The organism is Bacillus sp. FSL K6-3312, from assembly GCF_038007485.1.
Classification (GTDB): Bacteria; Bacillota; Bacilli; order Bacillales; family Bacillaceae; genus Bacillus; species Bacillus pumilus.
Map to the genome: position 1 here is coordinate 513,265 of NZ_JBBOXI010000001.1, position 24,987 is coordinate 538,251.

The 24,987-nt window shown below is 41.8% G+C and carries 26 protein-coding genes, 1 pseudogene and 1 riboswitch; of the genes and pseudogenes, 24 read left to right on the forward strand and 3 right to left on the reverse strand.

The genetic code is table 11. The features are described from left to right. Window positions 1-30 precede the first annotated feature (30 nt). The 8 genes from MHI11_RS02475 to MHI11_RS02510 all read left to right on the forward strand — a co-directional run bounded on the left by MHI11_RS02475 (window position 31) and on the right by MHI11_RS02510 (window position 8,721). Window positions 31-1,650: an ATP-binding protein gene (locus tag MHI11_RS02475; RefSeq protein ID WP_044140553.1), complete on the forward strand. Its 1,620-nt coding sequence runs from the start codon at window positions 31-33 to the stop codon at window positions 1,648-1,650. After that, complete coding sequence (locus MHI11_RS02480; protein WP_044140554.1) at window positions 1,647-2,330, forward strand: response regulator; 684 nt, start codon at window positions 1,647-1,649, stop codon at window positions 2,328-2,330. Before MHI11_RS02475 ends, MHI11_RS02480 begins: the two co-directional genes overlap by 4 nt. Window positions 2,331-2,454: 124 nt before the next feature. Continuing rightward, window positions 2,455-3,723 (forward strand): C4-dicarboxylate transporter DctP, encoded by a 1,269-nt coding sequence (gene dctP, locus MHI11_RS02485; protein ID WP_034666695.1) that lies wholly within the window; start codon window positions 2,455-2,457, stop codon window positions 3,721-3,723. 208 nt (window positions 3,724-3,931) lie between these two features. Beyond that, window positions 3,932-4,954 carry an AI-2E family transporter gene (locus MHI11_RS02490; protein WP_044140555.1) on the forward strand — a complete coding sequence of 341 codons (1,023 nt, stop codon included), beginning with the start codon at window positions 3,932-3,934 and terminating at the stop codon, window positions 4,952-4,954. A gap of 63 nt (window positions 4,955-5,017) precedes the next feature. After that, a riboswitch (cyclic di-AMP (ydaO/yuaA leader) is annotated at window positions 5,018-5,150 on the forward strand. Window positions 5,151-5,228: 78 nt separating this feature from the next. Then, entirely contained in the window at window positions 5,229-6,470 is a 1,242-nt protein-coding gene (locus MHI11_RS02495; RefSeq protein ID WP_044140556.1) for a dicarboxylate/amino acid:cation symporter, read from the forward strand. Window positions 6,471-6,596: 126 nt separating this feature from the next. After that, entirely contained in the window at window positions 6,597-7,523 is a 927-nt protein-coding gene (locus MHI11_RS02500) for an ABC transporter ATP-binding protein (protein ID WP_044140557.1), read from the forward strand. Then, window positions 7,501-8,268 (forward strand): ABC transporter permease, encoded by a 768-nt coding sequence (locus MHI11_RS02505; protein ID WP_044140558.1) that lies wholly within the window; start codon window positions 7,501-7,503, stop codon window positions 8,266-8,268. The genes MHI11_RS02500 and MHI11_RS02505 overlap by 23 nt, the downstream gene beginning before the upstream one ends. A gap of 117 nt (window positions 8,269-8,385) precedes the next feature. Beyond that, entirely contained in the window at window positions 8,386-8,721 is a 336-nt protein-coding gene (locus MHI11_RS02510; RefSeq protein WP_003214381.1) for a hypothetical protein, read from the forward strand. 99 nt (window positions 8,722-8,820) lie between these two features. Here MHI11_RS02510 and fbpB read toward each other — a convergent pair whose 3' ends face one another. Continuing rightward, complete coding sequence (fbpB, locus tag MHI11_RS02515) at window positions 8,821-8,970, reverse strand: Fur-regulated basic protein FbpB (protein WP_065097549.1); 150 nt, start codon at window positions 8,968-8,970, stop codon at window positions 8,821-8,823. A 346-nt stretch (window positions 8,971-9,316) separates the two neighbouring features. Then, window positions 9,317-9,637 (reverse strand): thioredoxin family protein, encoded by a 321-nt coding sequence (locus tag MHI11_RS02520; RefSeq protein ID WP_034663973.1) that lies wholly within the window; start codon window positions 9,635-9,637, stop codon window positions 9,317-9,319. Window positions 9,638-9,820: 183 nt separating this feature from the next. On the opposite strand from MHI11_RS02520, the gene MHI11_RS02525 reads away from it, so the two are divergent. The 7 genes and pseudogenes from MHI11_RS02525 (at window position 9,821) to MHI11_RS02555 (ending at window position 17,473) form a co-directional block, all read left to right on the forward strand. Beyond that, the gene (locus tag MHI11_RS02525) at window positions 9,821-10,903 is read left to right on the forward strand and encodes a D-alanine--D-alanine ligase (RefSeq protein ID WP_044140559.1); all 1,083 of its coding nucleotides are present in this window, start codon (window positions 9,821-9,823) and stop codon (window positions 10,901-10,903) included. An 81-nt stretch (window positions 10,904-10,984) separates the two neighbouring features. Beyond that, window positions 10,985-12,349, forward strand: a complete 1,365-nt coding sequence (locus MHI11_RS02530) for a UDP-N-acetylmuramoyl-tripeptide--D-alanyl-D-alanine ligase (RefSeq protein ID WP_044140560.1) — start codon at window positions 10,985-10,987, stop codon at window positions 12,347-12,349. A gap of 27 nt (window positions 12,350-12,376) precedes the next feature. Next, window positions 12,377-13,069: an alpha/beta hydrolase gene (locus tag MHI11_RS02535; RefSeq protein WP_044140561.1), complete on the forward strand. Its 693-nt coding sequence runs from the start codon at window positions 12,377-12,379 to the stop codon at window positions 13,067-13,069. Between the two features lie 127 nt (window positions 13,070-13,196). Continuing rightward, window positions 13,197-13,536, forward strand: a pseudogene (locus tag MHI11_RS02540) (n-acetylglutamate synthase). 165 nt (window positions 13,537-13,701) lie between these two features. Continuing rightward, window positions 13,702-15,192: a degradosome RNA helicase CshA gene (cshA, locus tag MHI11_RS02545; RefSeq protein WP_044140562.1), complete on the forward strand. Its 1,491-nt coding sequence runs from the start codon at window positions 13,702-13,704 to the stop codon at window positions 15,190-15,192. Between the two features lie 312 nt (window positions 15,193-15,504). Continuing rightward, window positions 15,505-15,984 (forward strand): PH domain-containing protein, encoded by a 480-nt coding sequence (locus tag MHI11_RS02550; protein WP_044140563.1) that lies wholly within the window; start codon window positions 15,505-15,507, stop codon window positions 15,982-15,984. Further along, on the forward strand, window positions 15,974-17,473 hold the full coding sequence (locus MHI11_RS02555) for a PH domain-containing protein (RefSeq protein ID WP_340908970.1): 1,500 nt from the start codon (window positions 15,974-15,976) through the stop codon (window positions 17,471-17,473). Before MHI11_RS02550 ends, MHI11_RS02555 begins: the two co-directional genes overlap by 11 nt. A 56-nt stretch (window positions 17,474-17,529) precedes the next feature. Here MHI11_RS02555 and MHI11_RS02560 read toward each other — a convergent pair whose 3' ends face one another. Then, a complete protein-coding gene (locus MHI11_RS02560; RefSeq protein ID WP_340960330.1) occupies window positions 17,530-18,135 on the reverse strand; it encodes a rhomboid family intramembrane serine protease in 606 nt (201 codons plus the stop codon). A 94-nt stretch (window positions 18,136-18,229) separates the two neighbouring features. Here MHI11_RS02560 and acpS point away from each other — a divergent pair, with 94 nt between their 5' ends. The 9 genes from acpS (at window position 18,230) to MHI11_RS02605 (ending at window position 24,959) form a co-directional block, all read left to right on the forward strand. After that, a complete protein-coding gene (gene acpS / locus MHI11_RS02565) occupies window positions 18,230-18,595 on the forward strand; it encodes a holo-ACP synthase (RefSeq protein WP_044140566.1) in 366 nt (121 codons plus the stop codon). 160 nt (window positions 18,596-18,755) lie between these two features. Continuing rightward, window positions 18,756-19,772 (forward strand): LolA family protein, encoded by a 1,017-nt coding sequence (locus MHI11_RS02570; protein ID WP_113754968.1) that lies wholly within the window; start codon window positions 18,756-18,758, stop codon window positions 19,770-19,772. Window positions 19,773-20,107: 335 nt separating this feature from the next. Further along, a complete protein-coding gene (alr, locus tag MHI11_RS02575; protein WP_340960331.1) occupies window positions 20,108-21,289 on the forward strand; it encodes an alanine racemase in 1,182 nt (393 codons plus the stop codon). Between the two features lie 294 nt (window positions 21,290-21,583). Next, entirely contained in the window at window positions 21,584-21,865 is a 282-nt protein-coding gene (locus tag MHI11_RS02580; protein ID WP_003214273.1) for a hypothetical protein, read from the forward strand. A gap of 4 nt (window positions 21,866-21,869) precedes the next feature. Beyond that, window positions 21,870-22,220 (forward strand): type II toxin-antitoxin system endoribonuclease NdoA, encoded by a 351-nt coding sequence (ndoA, locus tag MHI11_RS02585; RefSeq protein WP_003214169.1) that lies wholly within the window; start codon window positions 21,870-21,872, stop codon window positions 22,218-22,220. A 113-nt stretch (window positions 22,221-22,333) separates the two neighbouring features. Then, on the forward strand, window positions 22,334-23,164 hold the full coding sequence (locus MHI11_RS02590; protein ID WP_044140569.1) for an RsbT co-antagonist protein RsbRA: 831 nt from the start codon (window positions 22,334-22,336) through the stop codon (window positions 23,162-23,164). A gap of 4 nt (window positions 23,165-23,168) precedes the next feature. After that, entirely contained in the window at window positions 23,169-23,537 is a 369-nt protein-coding gene (gene rsbS / locus MHI11_RS02595; protein ID WP_003214235.1) for an RsbT antagonist protein RsbS, read from the forward strand. A 2-nt stretch (window positions 23,538-23,539) separates the two neighbouring features. Continuing rightward, window positions 23,540-23,941: an anti-sigma regulatory factor gene (locus MHI11_RS02600; protein ID WP_003214085.1), complete on the forward strand. Its 402-nt coding sequence runs from the start codon at window positions 23,540-23,542 to the stop codon at window positions 23,939-23,941. 10 nt (window positions 23,942-23,951) lie between these two features. Beyond that, window positions 23,952-24,959 carry a PP2C family protein-serine/threonine phosphatase gene (locus MHI11_RS02605; protein ID WP_044140571.1) on the forward strand — a complete coding sequence of 336 codons (1,008 nt, stop codon included), beginning with the start codon at window positions 23,952-23,954 and terminating at the stop codon, window positions 24,957-24,959. Window positions 24,960-24,987: the final 28 nt, after the last annotated feature.

Below are 24,987 nucleotides of genomic sequence, written 5' to 3' on the forward strand. Positions count from 1 at the left end.
GAAGAATTCGTAAAGATACAGGTGAAAAAAATGATGAGAAATCGATTGAAAATACAACAATTATCTATTAGATGGAAGCTCACCATCCTCACATATTTCGTTGTCATTTTCGCCCTTTTAATCGGAGGAATTGTCCTTGTTGGGGGAATCCAGCAAACAGAGGAACGAGAGCTTCGAAAAAGGCTCATGAACACGGCGAGAACAGTTGCCGAGATGAATGAGGTAAAGCAGGCGTTAGCTGATCAAACAAAGGAACGTGACCGATTACAGCATGCCATCGAAGAAATTCGGATTATTCAAGACGCTGACTACATTGTCGTCATGGATATGGATCATTTGAGATTAACGCATCCAGTGAAAGCAAGGATTGGTCAGCGCTCGGAGGGGACAGATGAAGAGCCTGCTTTTGCCGAGCATATTTATTTCTCAGAAGCAGAGGGAGAGCTTGGGACCGCCATCAGAGCCTTTTATCCAGTGAAGGATGATCAATTTAATCAAACAGGGGTCGTCCTTGTAGGGAGAACACTGCCAAGTATGATCGATATATTAGGAGAAATGAAGCGGGATATCCTCATGATCCTTTTGCTAACGCTCAGCTTTGGGCTTGTAGGTTCATTTTTGCTTGCTCGTCATATTAAACAGCAAATGTTTAAGCTGGAGCCGCATGAGATTGTCAGAATGCTAGAGGAGCGCACCGCAACCTTTCACTCTATTAATGAAGGGGTCATCGCCATTGATAATCAGCACATGATCACCATTTTTAATGAAAAGGCGAAGCAAATCTTTGGCGTGATAGGGGATGTCGTAGGCAGGAATATTTGGGATGTGCTGTCTGACACAAGACTTCCAGAGATCATTGATCGCGCAGAACCCGTCTATAATGAAGAAATTCATATGAGCGGAAAGCGGATTATGAGCAGCCGGATTCCGATTGTCATGAAAAAGAAAATTATTGGAGCGGTCGCCATTTTTCAGGACCGGACAGAAGCGGCAAAATTAGCAGAGGAGCTAACCGGTGTTAAGAACTTTGTAGACGGTCTGCGGGTGCAAAATCATGAGCATATGAATAAGCTTCATACGATTGCCGGGCTGATTCAGCTTGGTAAACCCGATCAGGCAATCGATCTAGCCTTTCAAACGACGGAAGAGCAAGAACATGTGATGGACTTTCTTCACCGCGTCATTCAGCATGATGCCGTTGCGGGATTATTGATGAGTAAAATCAGAAGGGGCAAGGAGCTAGGCATAAAGGTCGAAGTAGATGAACATAGCTGTCTACGTGATTTCCCTGAGCGTCTAGATCAACATGATATGACGAAGCTGCTTGGCAACCTGATCGAGAATGCCTTTGCCTCCTATGATACTGTAGAAAGAGACACAAAACGCATTTCTATTAGTATTGATCAAACCGAGGATGTCCTCGCGATTTTAATTGAAGACAACGGCTCCGGGATTGAAGAGGAAATGATTCCTTATATTTTCGATAAAGGCTTCACACACGGCAAAGAAGGCGGAACAGGCTATGGCCTGTATATTGTAAAAACGATTATCGACAAAGGGATGGGAAATGTAGAAGTTACATCAAGCATCGGCATTGGTACCACCTTCTCAATCGAATTCCCAATGATCATAGAGGAGAGAGACAGATGACTCAGATTAAGGTGCTATTAATTGAAGATGATCCGATGGTGCAAGAAGTGAATAAAGAGTTCATTAAGAGTGTTCCTGGCTTTCAAGTGGCGGCAGTCGCAGGTAATGGGGAGCAGGGCATCCAGCTCATCAAAGAAATTCATCCAGACCTTGTTGTCCTCGATGTATATATGCCAAAAAAAGATGGCGTGAAGACGCTTCAAGACATTAGAAAGCAAAAGATACAGGTGGATGTGATCGTTATTTCTGCGGCAAAGGACAAAGAGACCATTGGCATCATGCTTCAAAATGGCGCACGAGATTATATCATCAAGCCGTTTAAATTCGAACGTATGAAAGAATCACTTGAAAGCTATAAAGCGTTTAAATCTAAAATTCGTACAGCAGCAGAATTTTCTCAAGAGATGCTGGATGATATCATACGAAAGCCTGCTGTTAAGCTGGAGGATACTTGGCTCCCTAAGGGGCTGAATGTGCATACGATGAATGAAATTAAAGCCTATATGGGCTTGCAGGAAGGCCCGCAGTCTGCAGAAGAAGTTGCCAATGCACTCGGCATTGCCCGTGTCACGGCACGCCGGTATTTAGACTTCTTAGTGAAAGAAGGCGAGCTGAAATTAGATATGCAATATGGCGGGGTAGGCCGGCCTGTCAATAAATATATCGTACATTCTGACTAAGAGACCAAAAAGACCAAAATGTACGATATGTTCATAAGCTTCACAGCCTTTGGTGAAACCGCTATCATTTAGCTATAGATAATAGTTAAGCGTTTACATCAAAGGGTGAGGGAGTTGATTTTTTATGAAGAGGCTTTTGAAGAACCTGACATTTCAGGTGATTGCAGCTGTCATTATCGGAATCATTGTCGGGATGGTTTGGCCAAACGTCGGAAAAGAAATGAAGCCACTTGGTGACACCTTCATCAATGCCGTTAAAATGGTCATCGCACCAATTATTTTCTTAACCATTGTTCTTGGTATTGCCAAGATGGGGGATATGAAAAAGGTTGGAAAAGTTGGGGGAAAAGCATTTATTTATTTTGAAGTCGTCACGACGCTTGCTTTGGTCATAGGTCTTTTTGTCGTAAATATCATGAAGCCAGGTGCAGGTCTGGACTATAGCAAGCTTGAAAAAGGGGATGTTTCACAGTATACCCAAAATGGAGGACAGGGTATCGACTGGATGGAATTTGTCACACATATCGTGCCATCTAACATGGTAGATGCTTTTGCAAAGGGCGATATTTTACAGGTCTTATTCTTCTCTATTTTATTCGGTGTTGCGCTTGCTGCACTTGGCGAGAAGGGGAAAGGAATCATTGAGTGGCTTGATAAGCTGTCACTTGTTTTCTTTAAAATCATTGGCTATATTATGCGTGCTGCGCCGCTCGGTGCATTTGGGGCAATGGCCTATACAATCGGACACTTTGGTTTGGCATCGATTAAACCGCTCGCAAGTCTGATGCTCTCCGTTTATATGACCATGTTCCTGTTCATCTTCGTTGTGCTGAATATCATTTGTAAAATGTATGGCTTCAGCCTGTTTGGTTACTTGCGATTTATCAAGGATGAAATATTAATTGTTCTTGGCACAAGCTCATCAGAATCCGTACTGCCAAGAATGATGGATAAAATGGAACGCTACGGGTGCTCTAAGTCTGTTGTGGGTCTTGTCATCCCAACAGGGTATTCCTTTAACTTAGATGGAACCTCGATCTACTTATCGATGGCTGTGGTCTTCTTAGCGCAAGTGTTTGGTGTAGACTTGTCTATCGGTCAGCAGATCACCATTATCCTTGTTCTAATGCTCACATCAAAGGGAGCGGCTGGGGTGACAGGAAGCGGATTTATCGTGCTGGCTTCTACACTCGCTGCACTACAGGTCATTCCGCTAGAGGGGCTTGCACTTCTGCTTGGAGTAGATCGATTCATGAGCGAAGGAAGAGCTATCACAAATCTCATTGGAAATGGAATTGCAACAATTGTTGTAGCGAAGAGTGAAGGGGAATTTGACGAAGCGAAGAGCAAAACAGCCCTTCAAGAAATGCGAAATATGAAGCAAGCTGTATAGTATAAAAACAACCAAAAACCGAAACCTTATGTCTACATGGGGTTCGGTTTTTTCTTGTGCTGAAAAGAAAAAACATTAAAGCTTGATAAATTTAGGGCGAATCGTAAGACCTCATTGACCTTTTATTATATAATTTACAGAAAGATCCGATATAATGTATATCAGATCCGATAAAAATAGACTTTAGTCCTGGCAGGTGTGTAACGTAATGGCGGCATTTTTAAAATTGTTCGAAAAACCCGGTGTTAAGCGGTTTTCTGTATTTGTAGTATTAGCGACAGCCTTATATCTATTAAGAGGAATGATGAATTTAATTCTCTTGACCTTCATATTGACCTTTTTGATGAATCGGTTAGAAGAGGTCATTAGAGGCTTTTTAAGTCGCTTCCTGAAAATAGGGCAGAAATTGGTTATTACCCTTTTGTATATTCTTTTGGCTGGTGGATTGACATTTGGTGGATTCGTGTTTGTGCCAATCATCGCCAAGCAGGTGGAACAGCTATTTCATTTAGGAAAGAAAATTGCAGATCATCCACAAGATTTACCCTTCTTTGATGTCATCACGAACGTATTCGGAGATTTTAAAATATCAGCTTACTTTGAGAAAGGGTTTAATTTCCTCTATACATACTTAACAGATTTCAGTACGTTCAGTATCCAGGTCATTATGTCCTTAATATTAAGCATGTTCTTCCTGTTCGAAAAGGAACGCCTCATTCAATTCATGAACAAGTTCAAAACGAGTAAAATCTCTGTGTTCTACCATGAAATCGCCTTCTTTGGACGTAAATTCTCCAGAACGTTTGGAAAAGTACTCGAAGCACAGTTTATTATTGCAACTGTTAACTGTGTCTTAACAACCATTGCGCTAGGCATTATGGGATTCCCGCAATTATTTGGATTAGCGGTCATGGTCTTTTTGCTAGGCTTAATCCCAGTGGCAGGTGTGGTCATCTCACTTATTCCACTCAGCATCATTGCGTATACGCTTGGAGGCGGCATGTATGTCCTGTATATCGTGCTTGTGATCGTCATCATCCATGCGATTGAAGCTTACTTCTTAAACCCAAAGCTCATGTCAGCAAAAACAGAACTCCCTATTTTCTTCACATTTATTGTGCTGATCTTCTCTGAACACTACATCGGCATTTGGGGACTGATTATTGGTATCCCGATCTTTGTGTTCATTTTAGATATTTTGGAGGTCACGAATAAGGAAGAAAGTAATTAAAAAGTTCATATGAACCTGTTTACAATTTTCCAAAAATAAGGTATAAATAGTATGAAAATATCATATTACCACACGCTTAATCCTTCTAAAGGAATGGGGGACCCATGTTTTTGGGGTGAATTTTTCTCTGTGAGAAAAAAGGACATCTCTTCGTCCTAACCCGTCAGCTAACCTCATCGGCGTGAAGAGAGTAAACAGTGGTACGTGTATGGAAACAAAGACCCACGAGAAAACTCTCTTGTGGGTCTTTTTTGATGAGGAAGGGGAGAGTTTATTGAAGCTAGCGACGAAAATTATTATTGCCTTGTTCGTAGGTGCAATCACAGGACTATTGCTTAACATTTTTGCTCCAAATGTATTCAAAGTGTTAGACCCTTATCTATTTACGCCTCTAGGTCAAATCTTCTTAAATCTGATCAAAATGTTAGTGGTGCCGATCGTATTCTTTTCCATCACACTAGGTGTAGCAGGTCTAGGTGATCCGAAAAAGCTTGGCAGAATCGGCGCAAAAACCATTACTTATTTCCTGCTTACTACTACTTTTGCCATCATCATTGGCATTTCATTAGCCTTATTAATCAAGCCGGGAGCAATCGGTCATTTTGATACGAAAGCGGCTGATTATTCCGCAGAGGAAGCCCCATCAATGGCAGAAACACTACTCAACATCATTCCAACCAATCCAGTCCAATCTTTAGTTGAAGGAAACATGCTTCAAATCATCGTCTTTTGTGTATTTTTAGGTCTTGGCATTGCCATGCTTGGAAAGAAGACGGAAGGTTTGCTGAAGCTGTTTGAACAAGGAAATGAATTAATGATGTACCTTGTCGGCATAGTGATGAAGTTCGCACCATACGGAACATTCGGTTTGATCGCAACTGCCATTGGCAGCCAGGGATTTGATGCGATGAAAGCGATGGGCCTCTATTTCTCGGTCGTGTTAGTTGCGCTCGTGCTGCATTTCTTCCTGACTTATGGGTCAACTGTCGCCATCTTAGCGAAACGAAATCCGATGGCATTTTTCAAAGGGTTTTCTCCAGCAATGGTTGTCGCATTTAGTACGTCAAGCAGTAACGCAGTCCTCCCAGTCTCGATGGAAACAGCCCAGAAACGCTTGAAGGTACCAGAGCCGATTTCAAGCTTTGTACAGCCGCTTGGTGCAACCATTAATATGGATGGTACAGCGATTATGCAAGGGGTCGCGACTATTTTTATCGCGCAAGTGTATGGAGTTGAACTGACGCTTGTCCAAATGCTGACGGTTGTCTTAACGGCTGTCTTAGCAAGTATCGGTACAGCGGGTGTGCCAGGAGTTGGGCTCATCATGCTCGCTATGGTACTGAACTCTGTGAATCTGCCGGTTGAAGGCATTGCGCTCATCCTTGGCATAGACCGCTTATTAGATATGGCAAGAACCGTTGTCAATATTACAGGTGACGCCGCATGTGCGGTGATTGTGACAGAAACGGAGAAAAAACACGAGAAAGACGCAGCATCACCGAACCTATCCATGTAATGTAAAAGAAGGGCTGACTCGATCAGCCTTTTTTTCATGGAGTCCCTTGTCTTGCGTGATATACTTTTAACAGAATGAGCGGTCTTATTTGCCGCCAAAGGTTTTACATCAGAAGGAGGAGCCACGTTGGAGTCTGCTGTTTTAAAAGTAGAGAAAGTCGATAAACGAATTGGCCGGAAAATGATCTTACAAGATATATCTATAGAAATAAGGAATGGGGAAATCGTCGGCTTACTAGGACCAAATGGGTCTGGAAAAACAACCTTGATTCGTTTGATCGTTGGCTTGATGAAAAAAAACAATGGCCGAATCATGATCAATGGATATTCACAGGATGAGGATTTTCGACATGCGATGTCATCTGTTGGTGCAATCATAGAAAATCCCGAATTTTATTCTTATTTAACAGGCTTTGAAAACCTTGAACTGTATGCGGCGATGCACGATGCAGTGACGGAGGAACGAATGCAGGAAGTGGTGAAAAGAGTTCGTCTGGAGCACGCCATTCATCAAAAGGTGAAGACATATTCACTGGGGATGAAACAAAGGCTTGGGATTGCACAAGCCATATTACATCAGCCGAACCTGCTCATTTTAGACGAACCGACAAATGGACTTGATCCTGCAGGTATGAAGGAATTCAGGGAGCACTTGCAAACACTAGTAAGAGAAGAAGGAACGTCCGTATTATTCGCCACACATTTATTGCATGAGGTTGAAGAGCTATGTGACCGCATGATCATCATTCAAAAAGGACAGATCAAAGCTAGTGCCATGCTTCGAGACATAGAGGGGAAAGAACAGATGCTCATGAATATTCAGCCAGTGGAAAAGGCGGTTTCGTGGCTCGATACACATGCCTATACATATGAACGAAACGGAGCACATGTATTACTTCAATTGAACAAAGACCAAGTGCCTGAGCTGAACAAACAGCTTGTTCTGGCTGGATTTGATGTACTTGAAATGACGCCTCAAAAGCCATCAATTGAAGAGGCATTTATGAAATGGACGGAAGGCGGGACGGCAGATGCTTCAACTCATCAAGAATGAGCATAAGAAAATGATGAGGAAAAAGATCACGTTCATTGCACTTGGATTGATCGTTGTGTTTCAATTGGCGATGGCTTTAGTGTTGAAACGAGTCATTTCCAGCTTTGGTGGACAAGACACTGTCGCCAACTATTTTGCTTATTCCACGAATGTCGTGTTTATTTTACAGGTGCTCGCAGTTGTCATTGGCGCGACCTTGATCTCAACAGAATTTCAAAAAAGGACGATCAAGTTTTTATTGATACGGCCCAAAACAAGGCTGCAAATTTTCCTGTCAAAATACATCACCCTTGTGCTTATGGTCATTTATTTGTTTGTTTTTTATTATGTCATTGCTTTCCTATTTGGCCTTATTTTCTTTGGTACTGCATTTGATGAAAGTACGGGACGATTATTTCAGCATACATTTGCTGTGATCGGATCTCAGTGGGTGGAAGTGATCATGATGGCAAGTTTCGCTATTATGTGTTCCAGCTTGTTTAGGAACAGCTTCGTTGCGCTTGTGACCTCGTTTTTTGTTTTATATGCGGCTAAATCACTTGTGCCTATTATGTCTCTTTTAGAAAATCAGTGGGGGAAAATTCTGCTTTTTGCTAATACGGACTTTACTCAGTACAGCTTTCAAGGACCGCCGCCCTTCCAAGGCATGAGCCCTTTGTTTTCTCTATTTATGGTAGGGGCGCATTTTGTTTTCTTTGTTGGCACGGCTTGGGTTCTTTTTTGGAAGCGTGATGTAAATGTGTAAAAATTGTGTCAAATAACAAGGAAAATTCGTGACATCTTTGTGAAAACGAGTCTGCATTTCACGATAACCGTCTGATTTTGTCTTATAATAAGAGGGAGTTTTGGAGGTGGCACTATCGTGAAAAATTTCATTACGGCTTTACCCATTTTGTTGTTGCTGTCGTTTTCGTTTGTGTCTTTTGCCTTCCAGTTTGATCATCTTATTTATTTCAGGCTAGCGCTGGGGATCTTTTCGTTAGCGGGTCTTTTCTTTCTGTATACACTTAAAAGAAACATGAAATGGTTCATGGTTTATTTATATGCGAGCTGGATCATTCTTGCTGCTGTCACAACATTTGAGGAGCCTGTCTTTTCTCAGTTCTTCTTCGGTGGTTTAACAATGACCATGGGTTATCTCACATATATGCTCATTTATTTAGGAATGAAGCAGGACCGTGTAGCGAAATCACATTAAAACAAAAGCCGATAAAATCACAGCATAGATTTTATCGGCTTTTTTTGTTGAAAAAGACAAAAGAGAGGGGCAGCCAGCTTTGACTGCTCCCCCTTATGTTTATGATTCACGTCCAGCAACTGCAAGCTGCTTCTGATGCTTTTTGTCGATGGTTTCGTATATACTTTCCATCATTTTAGGATCGCGCATGATGGCTTTCTTGTTTTCTTCAATCAATTGCTGATACGTTTTGATTTTCTTCTTAGACATGTGACTCATCGCTCCTTTATAAGAATAAACGTCTATAGGATTCCGTATAGATGAAATTGATAATCATTTTCAATTAGCACCTCTATTATACAAAGCGCGATGCCGGAAGTAAAGATTATATTCAGAAAATTCACGTAATCGACAAATTCGAAGCCTAGTCGACGCTCATTCTTTCCCAGGAAATAATTCCTGTCATTTCATGTCGTAAGAGAAGCATCTATATAAAACATTCTTTCGCTCATTGAAACGTTTTGACTGAACAATTCGTCTTATGAAGAGATTTGATGTAAGAGATGGAGAAAAAAAGACACCAGCAAGTGTTTGCTGATGTCCTTCGTTTCACGATTTAAGAAACGTGCCCTTGAAGAAACTCTGTCACTTCTTCAGGTGATTTTGCGTTTGCACTGTGTAAATGACCTGTTTTTTCGCCATTTTTGAAAATTAACAGGCTTGGAATACCCATGACCTGATACGTTTCTGCTAATTCAGGGAAATCATCTTTGTTTATTTCAAACCATTCATGGTGAGCATACGCCTCTAAGATGTCTGGAATGAACATGTCCATTCTTGTACAGTCAGGACACCATGTTGCAAAGAATTTAACGATGACTTCTTTGTCAGATTGAATGATTTCATTGAATTGTTCAGTACTTGTGATTTTTTTCAATTTGTCACAACTCCTTTTCAATGTCATTTTAATATAAAATAAAGGCGAATGACATACAAATGCTCGGGAGGCGCTTACAACTTTACAAATCATTTCAATTCCGTAACAACAAAAATTAATTAGAGCATTTTTGCTTGAAAGTGATAAGATAGTAAAGATGAATTTTAGTGGGGGGAGTATCCATTGAAAATAAGTTTAGGATTGATTTACGGCGGAAAGTCAGCCGAACATAATGTATCACTGCAAACAGCCCTTGCAGTTACAAAAGCACTTAACACTGAGAAGTTCGATATACATCCAATTTATATTACAGAAGAGGGCGAATGGCTAAGAGGAGAAAAACTCACTGAACCAGTATCAAACGTCAGAATGCTTCAATTTGAACAGAGCGCAAAGACGTTTTTACCAACTTCTTTAAATGAGAGCATGTTTCCACAGCCTGCATCCGCTGATGAGAAGATTGATGTTGTCTTCCCATTATTGCACGGGCCAAATGGTGAAGATGGAACGATGCAAGGATTACTTGAACTGCTAAATATCCCGTATGTCGGCAACGGCGTTCTTGCTTCTGCCGCGGGTATGGATAAAGTCATGATGAAAGATGTTTTTGCTCAAGCAGGACTTGCACAAGCAAAGCACCTTTCCTTCAATAAAAAAGACTATGAGAAAGCCACGGCAGACAGCTTAGAACAGGTGGAACAAGTACTTGGCTATCCATGCTTTGTGAAACCTGCCAACATGGGATCAAGTGTTGGAATAAGCAAATGCCGCAGCAAAGAAGAGCTACAAACCGCATTCGACTTGGCTTTCCAATATGATCGTCGTGTGGTCGTAGAAGAAGGCGTTGTAGGAAGAGAAATCGAGATTGGTGTATTAGGAAATGACGAGCCGAAATGCTCTGTCGTTGGTGAAATTGCACCTAAAACAGATTTTTATGACTACAAAGCAAAATATGAAGATGGCGATACAGATTTGATCATTCCTGCGAGTGTGTCAGAAGATGAATACAAGACGATTCATGATATGGCGATTAAGGCATTTAAATCCCTAGACGGTTCTGGTCTTGTACGTGCAGACTTCTTCCTCACAGAAAAAGGCGAAGTGTTGATCAATGAAGTGAATACAATGCCTGGATTCACACCATTCAGTATGTTCCCGCTGCTTTGGAAGCACACTGGTGTAGAGTATCCAGAGCTAATTGAAAAGCTAGTGTCACTTGCAATTGAACGCCATCAAGAAAAACAAACCATTAAAACGACTTTTTAATGTGAGCAACAAGCAGACACTATCCTTAGGTAGTGTCTCTTTTCCTTCAAACGTGAAATGAGAAAGAGAGGCGAAAAAATCATGATCAAACGTACAGTGAATCAAATCGCCCAAATGGCTGGTGGGACACTATCTAATCAAGCTTTTGGCGAAGAGCAAATTTACGGAGTGACGACAGATACACGAAAAGTATCAAAAGGTGCATTGTTTATCCCCTTAATTGGAGAACATTTTAACGGTCACACATTTGCTTCTAAAGCAGTGGAGCTTGGAGCCGCAGCCGTTCTTTGGAATCAAAAAGAAGCCAATCCACCGTTCGGTGTACCTGTCATTCTTGTCGACGATACTCTGGCAGCACTTCAGCAATTGGCAAAATCATATTTAAAAGAAGAAAACCCTCGTGTTGTCGGTATTACAGGAAGTAACGGGAAAACGACAACGAAAGATATGATTCATTCCGTCTTACAAACAACGTATCAAGTTCATAAAACAGACGGTAACTTTAATAATCATATCGGTCTTCCGCTCACCATTCTTGCGATGCCAGAAGGTACAGAGATAGCTGTATTGGAGATGGGCATGAGTGCAAAAGGCGAGATCGAGTTCTTGTCAAACCTAGCTGAGCCTGATGCAGCAGTCATCACTAATATCGGAGAATCTCATATGCAAGATTTAGGATCAAGAGAAGCCATTGCTGATGCAAAATGTGAGATCACAAAAGGGCTAAAAGAGGATGGGACCTTTTATTATTTAGGAGATGAACCTTTGATCCGAGAGAGAGCGACTCTACTTTCGCAGCAAGTGAAAACCTTTGGAGAAGCAGAGGACTGTGATATCAAGGTAACGCATATCAACCAGCTTGCAGAAGGAACTGAATTTCAGGTCGAAGGGTATGCCCAGGGTTTTCTCATTCCTGTATTAGGGAAACATAATGTAAAGAATGCCCTTGCTGCCATTGCCATAGGCCAGCATTTCGGACTGAATGAAAGACAAATCGCCCAAGGACTCATGCAAACAAAGTTGACAGGGATGCGTCTTGAACTGTTTAAAACGGAAAAAGGAATCACTGTTATCAATGATGCATATAATGCAAGCCCTACTTCCATGAAAGCTGCCATTGATCTTGTAGGAGATATGGACGGCTTCGCAAATCGCATTCTTGTCCTTGGAGACATGCTTGAGATGGGCAGCGAAGAAGAAACGTATCATTATGAACTAGGCCGCTATATCAAGCCTGAATTTATTGATCATGTGATGACGTATGGCCGCCTAGGTGCATTCATCGCTGAAGGAGCAAAGAAATCATTCGGTGACGCGCGCGTGTTCTCATTTATGGACAAAGAGGAACTGAAGAAAAAACTTGCTGACGTAGCAGGTCCTGACGATGTTGTTCTCGTCAAAGCCTCTCGCGGCATGAGATTAGAAGAAGTCATTACTGCACTATAAAAAGAGAGCGGCAAAGAAGGTGACAGAATGATTGGCTGTCTATGTATACATGGATTCACTGGCGCCCCCTATGAAGTGGAACCGCTAACGCAATATTTAAAGCAGAAGACAGATTGGAACGTTCAGTCTGTCACGCTTCCGGGGCATGGAGATGAACTTCAACTAAAAGGCATTCTCTATCAAGAATGGATTGCGACAGCTGAATTAGAACTTCTTTCTCTTTACCGAACATGTGATACCATTTTTTTGATCGGGTTTTCTATGGGAGGAATGATTGCTTCTTATCTTGCAGCGAAGTATCCAGTTGCTCGTCTCGTCCTTTTAAGTGCTGCGGCGAAATATGTGAATCCAAAACAAATGATTCAAGACACAAGGCAGATGGTGAAGCAATCATTGTCTGGATTGATTGATACGAATCCTTTGTATGATAGATACCGTCATAAGCTAACGAGCACACCGCTGTCAGCCGCTGTAGAATTTATGAAGCTGGTGAAGCAAACAAAGAGCTCCCTTGAGAAGCTTCACCTCCCTGTGTTAATTGTTCAAGGGGAAAGCGATGGGATTGTGCCAGCTTCAAGTGCACAATTTATTGATCATAAAATCCCGTCTCGACAGAAAGAAATATTTTATTTACCTGACTGTAAACACCACGTTTGTCACGAGCCGTGTGCACAGCAATTGTTTGAAAAAGTAGAGCAATTTCTAAAAAAAACAATTTAATCTATAGAAAAGCGAAAATGTGGCTAAACTAATATAAATTGAATCCCACTTGTTAAAAATTGCATCATTTTTGTCGAATGAGTGACAAGCCTATGGTACAATAGGAAAGAAAAGGTGGCTGATTCGGTTGTTTCAATATGACGGAAAAACCTTTGTCCCGCAGTCTAATTCGAGTAACGGAGAAGTATCGGCAGGCACCATATTTCAATATCGTCAGGACGGGAATATATTAACGGGCACATATCAAGGCGGCAGTATTGTATCTGGTGTACTTGTAGGAACTGTAAATGAGGATGGAACACTTCATTTTAGGTACCACCATGTCAGCAAAGACGGTAGCATGAGAAGACGGGTCTTGCAATTCTACACCTAAGCAGTTGGATAACGGAAAAATTCAACTGTTCGAAAAGTGGAAATGGATGGATGGAGATCAAAGTGATGGTGAATCTGTCATTGTGGAACAGTAGATATATCCATTTCTGTCTTGTTGAAAAACAAATAGTGTAATGGTAAGATATAAGGTAGGGTAATTCGGGCTTTGTATATAATGGACCTGTCCTTTCGGAAAAGGGCAGTTTTTAATGATCATTCACGAGATTACTGAAACAGCAATTAGAAGGAGTTTGAATAATTTGACTATAACGTTTCAAGATTTTCAATTAAGCGAAAGTCTCATGAAAGCTATTAACCGCATGGGATTTGAAGAAGCAACACCGATTCAAGCGGAAACAATTCCTCTCGGTCTTCAGAATAAAGATGTCATTGGACAAGCACAAACAGGAACAGGAAAAACTGCAGCATTTGGTATTCCTCTTGTAGAAAAAATTGACCCAGCGTCTCCAAATATCCAAGCGATTATCATTGCGCCAACAAGAGAATTAGCGATTCAAGTATCTGAAGAGCTATACAAAATTGGCCAAGACAAGCGTGCGCGCGTACTTCCGATTTACGGTGGACAAGATATCAGCCGCCAAATCCGTTCGCTCAAGAAAAATCCTCATATCATCGTAGGGACTCCAGGACGTTTACTCGATCACATTAACCGTCGTACAATGCGTCTTCAAAATGTTGAGACTGTTGTGCTTGATGAAGCAGACGAAATGCTAAACATGGGTTTCATCGAAGACATTGAATCGATCCTTTCAAATGTACCAAGTGAACACCAAACCCTTTTATTCTCTGCGACAATGCCTGCACCAATTAAGCGCATTGCGGAACGTTTCATGACCAACCCAGAACACGTAAAAGTAAAAGCGAAAGAAATGACTGTCTCTAACATCCAACAGTTCTACTTGGATATTCACGAACGTAAGAAGTTTGATACATTGACACGTCTTCTTGACATTCAATCACCTGAGCTTTCAATTGTCTTCGGTCGTACGAAACGCCGTGTTGACGAATTGTCAGAAGCGCTTAACCTTAGAGGTTATACAGCTGAAGGGATTCATGGTGACCTAACTCAAGCGAAACGTATGGTTGCGCTTCGCAAATTCAAAGAAGGTTCAATCGATGTGCTTGTAGCAACAGACGTTGCAGCACGTGGACTTGATATCTCAGGCGTAACACACGTGTATAACTTTGACGTACCACAAGATCCAGAGAGCTACGTCCACCGTATTGGACGTACAGGCCGTGCTGGACGTACAGGTATGGCGGTGACATTCATCACACCGCGTGAAAAAGATATGCTTCGTGCGATTGAGAAAACGACTAACCGTAAAATGGAACGTATGAAAGAACCAACTCTAGATGAAGCAATTGAAGGTCAACAGCAAGTAACCATTGATCGGCTGCGCACAATCATCAGTGAAAACAACTTAAACTTCTACATGACAGCTGCTGCTGAATTGCTAGAAGATCATGATTCTGTCACAGTGGTTGCGGCTGCCATCAAAATGATGACAAAAGAGCCAGATGCAACACCTGTTCGTTTGACAGATGAAGCACCAATGATTTCAAAACACAATCGTAACAACCGCAGCTCTTCTAAACGTAGAGACGGTGGCGGCGGAGGCGGCTATCGCGGGAAAAGCCGCTCATCTTACGGTGATAAAAAGCGCTCTTCAAATGACCGCAATCGTTCTTCTAGCGATCGTCGTCAAAAGAAATCTTATAATAGCTAATTCAAAAGCGAATCCTTTGCAGGATTCGCTTCAGCGTGTAGACAAACCCTCGCATTCGTTGTCAGGTCTGCGCGCTGGTGCTCACGAATGTTCAATTCGCTCCGCGCCAGTGCTCGCCCTTCCTAGACTTCAAAGGTTTTCTATCACGCTGAAAAGAAGACAAAGTGCTAAAATAAACATCATTTTAGCACTTTGTCAACAATCTAAAGCGAATCCTTTGCAGGATTCGCTTTTTTTTAACAGGTTTGCTGAAACTTTTTAGGATTTGTTTCGTAATATATTGATAGAAAAGTAAGAGAATGGGGGAAGAATGTGAGAAAACAGCCGCAACGTCAAATTAGTTTAAATGGTTTAAAGGTATGGCGTCTTCAAAATGGAATTATCTCATTGATTTTCTTACTCATCATCATTGGGGTATTTGTTGCTAGTTATTATCTTCAATGGCCATATTGGATTGGCGCCATCCTCACCGGTTTATGGGTCTTACAGGTCATTTTTGGCATTTGGCTTATACCGAAAATCCGTCATCGTATCTGGCGCTACGAAGTATTCGAAAATGAAATTGAAATTCAGCATGGACTCATTCGCGTTACACGTGTGATTGTACCCATGGTTCGTGTCCAGCATGTCGATACATCACAAGGGCCGCTTTTAAGGCGCTACCGTTTGGCATCTGTTCAAATATCGACTGCTGCCACAGTTCATGATATACCGGCGCTAGAATTAGAAGAAGCAGATGAGCTTCGTGATTACATATCTCGTTTAGCAAGGGTGACGGAAGATGATGTCTGAACCAAAACGTGTACATCCAATCTCGATGTTCATTGATTTTATATCAGATGCCGTAGCCATGATCAAAAACTTCATTATCCCTTTTTTCGTACTTATTTTTGTGAACTCGAACTCGAGCATTCGTTTTTATGCATTTATCATTCTTGGTGTGCTTCTTTTATGGAAAGCTGTTTCAACCGTTTTAGCATGGAGGCGATTTACCTACCGGATGGAAGAGGATGAATTTCGCGTGGAATCGGGCGTCATCACAAAAAAGAAAAAATATATTTCGTTAGAACGAATTCAAACGGTGAATACAAGTGAAGGTATCTTCCAGCGGATTTTTGGTTTGGTGCGTGTCCAAATTGAAACAGCTGGCGGAACAGACGGTCCGGAAGTGAGTCTGACGGCAATTACAAAAGCAGAAGCGGAACAATTAAAGCAATCGATTTTCAACCGGAAGAAAAGCTTGCAGCAAGAAGAAATGGTGGATGAAAATGGGGATGTCCCGCATGATACTCTGACAGCGCAGCAACCTGTAGAAAAAGAAATCAATGTTTCCTACCGAATGGGTATACCAGAGCTGCTTTTGGCTGCGACCACTTCAAGTGGGATCGGAGTCATTATTTCTGGGTGTCTCGCCATTTACACACAAATAGATGAAATTCTTCCTTTGGACGGATTCTTCAAGCGGTTCTCTTTTTTAAGTCATGCGAGTGTTGAGATTTATGCGATTCTCATATTTATTGCCGTATTGATTGCGTGGATTCTTAGTGTTGGGGTAACGGCCCTTCAATATGCAAATTTTACCGCAAAACGAAAAGGGAAAGACATCATCATCACAAGAGGGCTCATTGAGAGGCATCAAATGACCATTCCACTTGCGAGAATTCAAGCAGTGAAAATCAAAGAAAATATTCTCCGTGAACCCTTTGGTTTTGCGACGGTGATGCTTGTGAGTGCAGGAGGTTCTATTACCGAAAAAGAAACCTCTTCCGTCTTATTTCCACTGATTCGGAAGAAAAAAATCAACGAACTGCTCTCTCAATTCACAGATGATTATCATTTGGAGCCAGAAGCTGAACTGAAAAAGGTGCCAAAGCGTTCACTCAAGCGCTATCTGATCTCTTTCGGCTTTGTACCATTACTTGTCGGCGTGATCCTATCTGTCCGTTTCCCGCCATGGGGGTATTTGGCACTCATTCCGCTTCCTATTGCTTTGGTTTTTGGCTATTTAGCTTATAAACAATCAGGCTATACGATCAAAGATCCATTGATTCAACTGACATCAAGAGGCATTGGCAAAACCACCGGCATTGTCTTGAGGAAACGAATGCAAAACTATACGATGACGCAATCTTTCTTTCAAAAGAAAGGCCGAGTGGCGAGTATTCACACCTTTGTGAAATCCTCTGCGCTGCTTGATTCCTTTGGTGTTCATCACCTTGAGGAAGAAGATGCAGCACGTGTAATGGATTGGTATTCATATGAAAAAAATAAATCTTCTTAAACAAAAAATGTCGATCCGCTTCCTGTTCATAGGAGTGATCGACATTTTTTATGAGGTTAGTAGCGTCTTTTTTTTGTATGGAAAAGTAGCGTAAGAGGTGCTAGGAGCATGCCGCCGATTAATCCAAATAAGTGAGCCATAATATTGATGTTTGAGTTGACGAACGTCATGATGACAGAGACTGCAAGAATCGTTAAGATCACCTGAGAATTACCGCGGTCCATCATATGCGGTTTAAATAGAACAAGGTATAAATAAACGCCAAACAAACCGAAGATGGCACCAGAAGCGCCGACATGTACATACTCTAAAGGCTCCACCCAATAGGTTCCGAGATTGCCAATGAATCCTGCACCAAGATAGATAATGAGAAATCGAACCTTCCCAAGCAAATGTTCAAGCGCTGGAGCGAATAAGAACAAAGACATAGAATTGAACAAAATATGGGTCAGACTTTCGTGAAGGAAAACAGGTGTGACGAGCCGCCACCATTCTCCAGTAGCTACACCATAATTGAAACCGACGAGATGGTCGTGACCAAGCTGTATAAGAGGGATAGGAAGCGCAAATATAAGCCATAGACCAAATTGCAAAGCAAGGATCGTTGTGACGATTGGATACGATCTAATAAATTGTTGAAAGCTCTCCGTTCGAATAAACATAACAAACCCCTTTTGACTAGATAATGGTAAGTTTATAGTAACACGTTTATGAAGAGAACATCCAAATTAGTACGAGTATCATAGGAGGTACCTCATGATCAAAGGAATAGGTATTGATATAGTAGAGATCAACCGGCTCGCGCGAGTGCTTAGCAGACAGCCTCGTTTACCAGAACGAATTTTAACGATAAGTGAACAAGACATCTTTCACACACTCAGTGAAAAGAGGCAGCTGGAATTTTTGGCAGGACGTTTTGCAGCAAAGGAAGCTTTCGCTAAAGCATACGGAACGGGAATCGGCCGGCATTTAAGCTTTCATGATATGGAAATCCATAAAGACGAACTTGGAAAACCCTTCATCAAAAGCGAAAAGACGAAGGGTGACCAGGTTCATGTGTCCATCACTCACACGAACGAATATGCTGCTGCACAAGTTTTAATTGAAAGGTTGTCAAGCTAGTCTGCATATTGTTTGTCCCCCCTTCATATATTGGGTAGTGCGATAAGGAAGGGCGTGTTGCTAACAGGCTTTGATGGTTCGCGGTACGCAGTTAACTCTTGAGGCGTACTGTTAAAGTCAAACAAGCGGTTTCTTCCTTTTAACACAATTAACGAAGGGGTTGAAAAGGGTGAGAAAAAGCTTTGTTTTGCTTGTAACGGGAATCCTTTTTGTACTGATTCTCTCCGCATGCGGTCAAAAATCTCAGCAGGATATCGTTGGAGATTTAAACAAAAAGGCAGAGGAAATGACATCATACAAAGCCAAAGCAAAAATGACCATTGAGACAGGAAATGACCCGCAGGAGTATCAAGTAGAAATTTGGTACAAGAAGCCGGAACTTTACCGTGTCTATTTAGAAAATCCGAAAAAGGATCAGAGTCAAGTCATTTTAAGAAATGGCAATGGTGTGTTTGTGCTGACACCTTCATTGAACAAGAGCTTCCGTTTCCACAGTGATTGGCCGAATAATAGCAGTCAGGTCTACTTATTTGAGTCACTCGTGAAGGACATTAAAAATGACAGTGCCGCTCAGTTCAAAGCGAAAGATTCAAAGTATGTGTTCGAAACGAAAACCAATTATCAGCACAACCAAATGTTGCCTACCCAAGAGATTACCTTTCATAAAAAAACGATGGCGCCTGCCAGTGTGAAAGTGCTGGATAGTGACAAAAAGCCAATGGTGAAAGTGGAATTCTCTCACTTTGAATTCAATAAATCCTTTGGCAAAGATGCATTTGATGAGAAGAAAAACATGACACTCTCTCAAATGGATGTTGCCACAAGTGCAGACCCATCTGACAGCTTTGCGGTGAAAACGCCAGTTGACATGCCAGAGGGTGTGAAGAAGATGGAAGAGAAAGAAATGATGACAGATGCCGGGAAGCGTTATGTCATGACGTATGGCGGAAAGAAATCCTTCACACTTATTCAGGAAAAAGCGAGAGTCGCTGAAGCGTCTACGCCTGTGACAATGAACGGCGAGCCAGTCGACCTTGGCATGACAGTTGGGGTTCTTACAGATCAATCCCTTTCATGGACATCTGACGGAGTGGACTACTTGATTTCTTCAAGTGATCTATCGAAGGAAGAGCTGTTGATGGTTGCAAAGAGTGTAGAAGGTCAGTCAGCTAAATAAATACCTCAGGCGAGAGCCTTAGAAATGAAAAATCAGCCCTATGCAAGGGCTGATTCAGCGTGTAGACAAACCCTCGCATTCGTTGTCAGGTCTGCGCGCTGGTGCTCACGAATGTTCAATTCGCTCCGCAAAAGTAGCTGTCCTTCCTAGACTTCAAAGGTTTTCTATCACGCTGAAAAGAAGACAAAGTGCTAAAATAAACATCATTTTAGCACTTTGTCAACAATCTAAATCAGCCCTATGCAAGGGCTGATTTTCTTTGATTTGTTTCACTTTATTCTTGATTTTTAGTATCATATGAGAGGATTGAATCATTCAATAGGGAAGTGTGACGGATGGACACAAATGCCTTTTATAGAGACACATGGGCAGAAATTAATTTATCAGCAATCAAGCATAATGTTTCACATATGAAAGATCATATCGGTCAAAGTGTTCAACTGATGGCTGTGGTGAAAGCCAATGCATATGGACATGGAGATATAGAAGTGGCAAGAGCTGCTCTCAAAGCAGGAGCAGACGTATTAGCCGTCGCCTTTTTAGATGAGGCCGTTTCTTTAAGAAATAAAGGCATCACAGCAAAAATACTTGTACTCGGCGCTGTACCGCCGGAATATGTCAAAGCAGCCGTTCGATACAATGTCATCATGACCGCTTACTCCATCGATTGGCTGAGAGACGTCACCAAAATGGTGAAAGGGCAGATGGGACAACCGATACGTTTTCATTTGAAAATAGACAGCGGAATGAACCGATTAGGTGTGAAAACGATCGAGCAAGTGAACGAAGTGAAAAAGCTTGTCAGCGAGCACTCTTATTTACAGCTGGAAGGCGTATTTACTCACTTTGCGACAGCAGATGAAAAGGATGAAGCCTACTTTGATCGGCAGGTCGACACCCTTCAAACACTGCTTGAGCCGCTTCATACGGACAAGCTGCTCGTTCATTGCGCCAACAGTGCTGCAGCTTTAAGGTTTAAAGACGTTTTGTTTAATATGGTTCGCTTCGGCATCAGTATGTACGGGCTGTCACCGTCTGAAGAAATCAAAGATGAATTGCCTTTCAAGCTCGAAGAAGCCATGTCTCTTCATACAAAGCTTGCCCATGTAAAGCATATTCAAAAGGGTGAGAGTGTCAGCTATGGGGCGACGTATACAGCCAATCAAGATACGTGGATCGGCACGGTTCCAGTCGGCTATGCAGATGGATGGATCAGGAAGCTGGCAGGAACGGAAGTGCTTGTTGGCGGAAAGCGCCGGAAGATCGCAGGAAGGGTTTGTATGGATCAATTCATGATTGAACTGAAAGACAAGCTTCCAGTAGGGGAGCCGGTCGTTTTGATTGGTCAGCAAGGAGAAGACATGGTATCAGTCGATGAAATCGCCAAAAGGCTTGAAACCATTAACTATGAAGTCACTTGCTCGATTGGCCACCGCGTCCCAAGAGTATATATAGAGGACGGCGAAAGAGTGCATGTGCGGAATCCGCTCCTTCAAGGCGGGCCAAGTTTTTTATAAACAACATTCAAAAGAACGATAGTCAAACTGACTTCGTTCTTTTTTATTCGACAAAAGTAGGGTAAACATTCTCCCTTTTTTAGAGATTTTGGAAATACCGTATGATTTTCGGAAAAAAGCGTATAATGGGAAAGAGGAACTCCATTATCATCTTGATTTACGGGTGGCCGAACGTAATATCATCATCTAAAAAAGAAATCATGAAACAGCTTTGCTTGTGCATTGAATAATGGTATGATTAGTCTTGGAATGGATCGATACGGTATCCGTAAGTTTTGTGGAGGTGTATGTTTTTTGTCTGAATCCAGCGCAACAAATGAAATGAAGATTCGACTGCCGGAGGCTTTAATGTCTGAGATCGAACGAGTAGCAGAGCAGGATAAGGTAACAAGAAATGAATTGATCTACCGAGCGACAAAAACGTATATTCGTGAACGTAATATTCGACAAAATCGTGAATCGATGAGACGCGGCTACATGGAGATGGCGAAAATTAATCTGAATATCTCTTCAGAGGCACAATACGCAGAGTTTGAGGCTGAGAATACAGTTGAGCGATTAGTCAGCGGGGGTTAAACATTTGATTGTTAAACGCGGTGATGTTTACTTTGCTGATTTATCTCCTGTTGTTGGCTCCGAGCAGGGCGGGGTTCGCCCGGTATTGGTGATTCAAAATGACATTGGAAATCGCTTTAGCCCGACTGCTATCGTTGCAGCCATAACAGCCCAAATACAAAAAGCGAAATTACCGACTCACGTCGAAATTAATGCAAAGCGCTACGGCTTTGAACGAGATTCTGTCATTCTTTTGGAACAGATTCGTACAATCGATAAACAAAGATTGACAGATAAAATCACACATCTTGATGATGAGATGATGGAGAAGGTTGATGAAGCCTTACAAGTTAGTTTGGCTCTTATTGATTTTTAATATGGTGAGATATGGTTGCTCTACTGGAGCAACTTTTTTTGTGTTCAATTTTTATTAACGTTATAATGAAGAAAGACTAAAGAAGAGCTTTAAATGTAAGTAGGGGGTAAAACATGTCGAATCATATCGTGTTAGCTTTTGCAAGAAAGCATCAAAAGGAATTAGAAAAAGAGTGGACGGACATTTTAAAACGACTCGGAGAAAAAGAAACGGACATGATGCTGAACGACAAAATGTATGAAACCATCTGTTCGGAATATGTTCAACTAATCATTACATCTCTTTCAGAGGGGTATAGTGAGGATTTTGAAGAAAAAGTGCAAAATTTTGCTTTAAAAATTGTTCAAATGGGTATATCACTTAAGTTACTGGCAAACGGTCTAACGGAAATCCGTACACATTTATATGAAAAAATGAACGATGACAAAGATACAACACAAGAAAGTCATGACCTCATTTGGCAAATCGATCGATTCATCACACCCATCCATAACGAGATCTTAAACCAGTACTCCATCTCATGGGAAAAAACCGTCAGCCTTCAAAAAATGGCGCTGCAGGAACTTTCTGCCCCGCTAATTCCTGTATTTGAGCACATCACCGTCATGCCACTTGTTGGAACAATTGATACAGATCGTGCGAAAAAAATTATGGAGAACCTGCTCAATGGTGTTGTCAAACATCGCTCACAGGTCGTCTTAATTGATATCACGGGTGTACCTGTCGTGGACACAATGGTGGCCCACCATATCATTCAAGCGTCAGAGGCTGTGAGATTAGTAGGAGCGAAGTGTTTACTTGTCGGTATTCGCCCAGAAATAGCCCAAACGATCGTTAACCTTGGAATTGATTTATCACAGGTTACAACAAAGAATACCCTTCAAAAAGGAATTCAAACTGCTTTGGAAATGACAAATCGAAAAATTGTTTCATTGGAGGGATAACCAATTGAGAAATCACCCGAAGATTCCAATCTTAAAACTATATAACTGTCTTCTGATTTCAATACAGTGGGAGCTTGATGATCAAACAGCTCTTCACTTTCAAGAAGACTTACTGAATAAAATTCATGAAACAGGAGCAAACGGTGTTGTCATTGATTTAACATCTGTCGATATGATTGATTCATTTATCGCAAAGGTATTAGGTGATGTGATCACCATGTCCAAGCTCATGGGGGCAAAAGTTGTATTAACAGGAATACAGCCGGCAGTCGCTGTGACGCTTATTGAACTTGGTATATCACTGGAAGAAATTCAGACAGCACTAGATCTTGAACAAGGGCTTGAGACACTGAAGCGGGAATTGGGGGAATAGATATGAAAGACCAATCCTGTGTGAAAATATTGACGGAATGGGATATAGTCGCAGCAAGACAATTGGGGCGCAATGTTGCAAAAGAACTTGGTTTTGGAACAGTTGACCAAGCAAGAATTACGACGGCCATTTCAGAATTAGCTCGAAACATCTATTTATACGCTGGTAAAGGTCAGATTTGTATAGAAGAAGTGATGGAGCGCGGAAAGCGTGGACTCAAGGTCATCGCAGCCGATGAGGGGCCTGGCATCATGGATATACGTAAAGTGATGGAAGACGGATTTTCTACATCAGGCGGACTCGGAGCAGGCTTGCCGGGCGTCAGAAGACTGATGGATGAATTTAAATTAGATTCTGCACCAGAACAAGGAACGGAGATACAAGCTGTTAAGTGGCTTCGCTAGGAGGGAAACCATGGATTTTAAGGAGGTAATGGAGCAGCGGTACCATCAGCTGCTCAGTCGTTATATCAGTGATTTAACTGAAACATCGCTTTATCAAGCTCAAAAATTTAGCCGTAAAACCATTGAGCATCAAATACCTCCTGAAGAAATAGTGAGTGTTCACCGAAAAGTGATTCAGGAGCTTTACCCTGATTTGCCGGAAGATGTTTTTCATTCACTAGACTTCTTAATTGAAGTCATGATTGGGTACGGACTTGCCTATCAGGAACATTTAACACTTAGAGGCATCCAGCAAGAAATTAAATCTGAAATTGAAATTGCTGCAAATGTTCAGCAAACCCTTCTGGAAACGAAAATTCCAGAAGGAGATACGTTCGATATTGGGGCGATCAGTGTACCGGCAAAACAGATGAGTGGAGATTATTACCATTTTGTAACAGATCACGATACGATTAATATTGCGATCGCAGATGTCATTGGAAAGGGAATCCCAGCTGCGCTTTGTATGTCGATGATTAAATATGCGATGGATTCCTTGCCTGAGTCAGGGAGCGGCCCAACTAAAGTGCTGAAAACCCTTAATCGTGTTGTCGAGCAAAACGTAGACCCAAGTATGTTTATCACCATGTTTTATGGCAGTTATAATAAAGAAACGCATGAATTTAAATATGCATCGGCTGGTCATGAGCCGGGCTTTTTCTATTGCAATCAAGAGAACCAATTTTACGATTTAGATGCAAAAGGGCTTGTACTTGGAATCGCACCAGATTTTGATTATAAGCAGTATGAGAAGCATTTGGACGTAGGAGATATGGTGATCTTATTCTCTGATGGTGTCACAGAATCTAAGTCGGAGGACGGCTTTTTAGAGCGGGAGGATATCAAAGCGCTTATAGCAGAGCACCTATCCTACTCAGCTCAGGAAATGGTCGATGCCATCTATGCCAGCTTACTCAAGCTACAAGATTTTCAGCTTCACGATGACTTCACTTTACTTGTGCTCAAAAGAAAGGTTTAGAAAGTGAAGATGCGGGTATATAAAATTC

Coding starts and splice junctions, on each gene's coding strand:
- MHI11_RS02475 (WP_044140553.1), top strand. CDS start 31: ATGATGAGAAATCGATTGAAAATACAACAATTATCTATTAGATGGAAG.
- MHI11_RS02480 (WP_044140554.1), top strand. CDS start 1,647: ATGACTCAGATTAAGGTGCTATTAATTGAAGATGATCCGATGGTGCAA.
- dctP (WP_034666695.1), top strand. CDS start 2,455: ATGAAGAGGCTTTTGAAGAACCTGACATTTCAGGTGATTGCAGCTGTC.
- MHI11_RS02490 (WP_044140555.1), top strand. CDS start 3,932: ATGGCGGCATTTTTAAAATTGTTCGAAAAACCCGGTGTTAAGCGGTTT.
- MHI11_RS02505 (WP_044140558.1), top strand. CDS start 7,501: ATGCTTCAACTCATCAAGAATGAGCATAAGAAAATGATGAGGAAAAAG.
- fbpB (WP_065097549.1), bottom strand. CDS start 8,970: ATGTCTAAGAAGAAAATCAAAACGTATCAGCAATTGATTGAAGAAAAC.
- MHI11_RS02530 (WP_044140560.1), top strand. CDS start 10,985: ATGATCAAACGTACAGTGAATCAAATCGCCCAAATGGCTGGTGGGACA.
- MHI11_RS02535 (WP_044140561.1), top strand. CDS start 12,377: ATGATTGGCTGTCTATGTATACATGGATTCACTGGCGCCCCCTATGAA.
- MHI11_RS02555 (WP_340908970.1), top strand. CDS start 15,974: ATGATGTCTGAACCAAAACGTGTACATCCAATCTCGATGTTCATTGAT.
- MHI11_RS02560 (WP_340960330.1), bottom strand. CDS start 18,135: ATGTTTATTCGAACGGAGAGCTTTCAACAATTTATTAGATCGTATCCA.
- acpS (WP_044140566.1), top strand. CDS start 18,230: ATGATCAAAGGAATAGGTATTGATATAGTAGAGATCAACCGGCTCGCG.
- alr (WP_340960331.1), top strand. CDS start 20,108: ATGGACACAAATGCCTTTTATAGAGACACATGGGCAGAAATTAATTTA.
- MHI11_RS02590 (WP_044140569.1), top strand. CDS start 22,334: ATGTCGAATCATATCGTGTTAGCTTTTGCAAGAAAGCATCAAAAGGAA.
- MHI11_RS02600 (WP_003214085.1), top strand. CDS start 23,540: ATGAAAGACCAATCCTGTGTGAAAATATTGACGGAATGGGATATAGTC.
- MHI11_RS02605 (WP_044140571.1), top strand. CDS start 23,952: ATGGATTTTAAGGAGGTAATGGAGCAGCGGTACCATCAGCTGCTCAGT.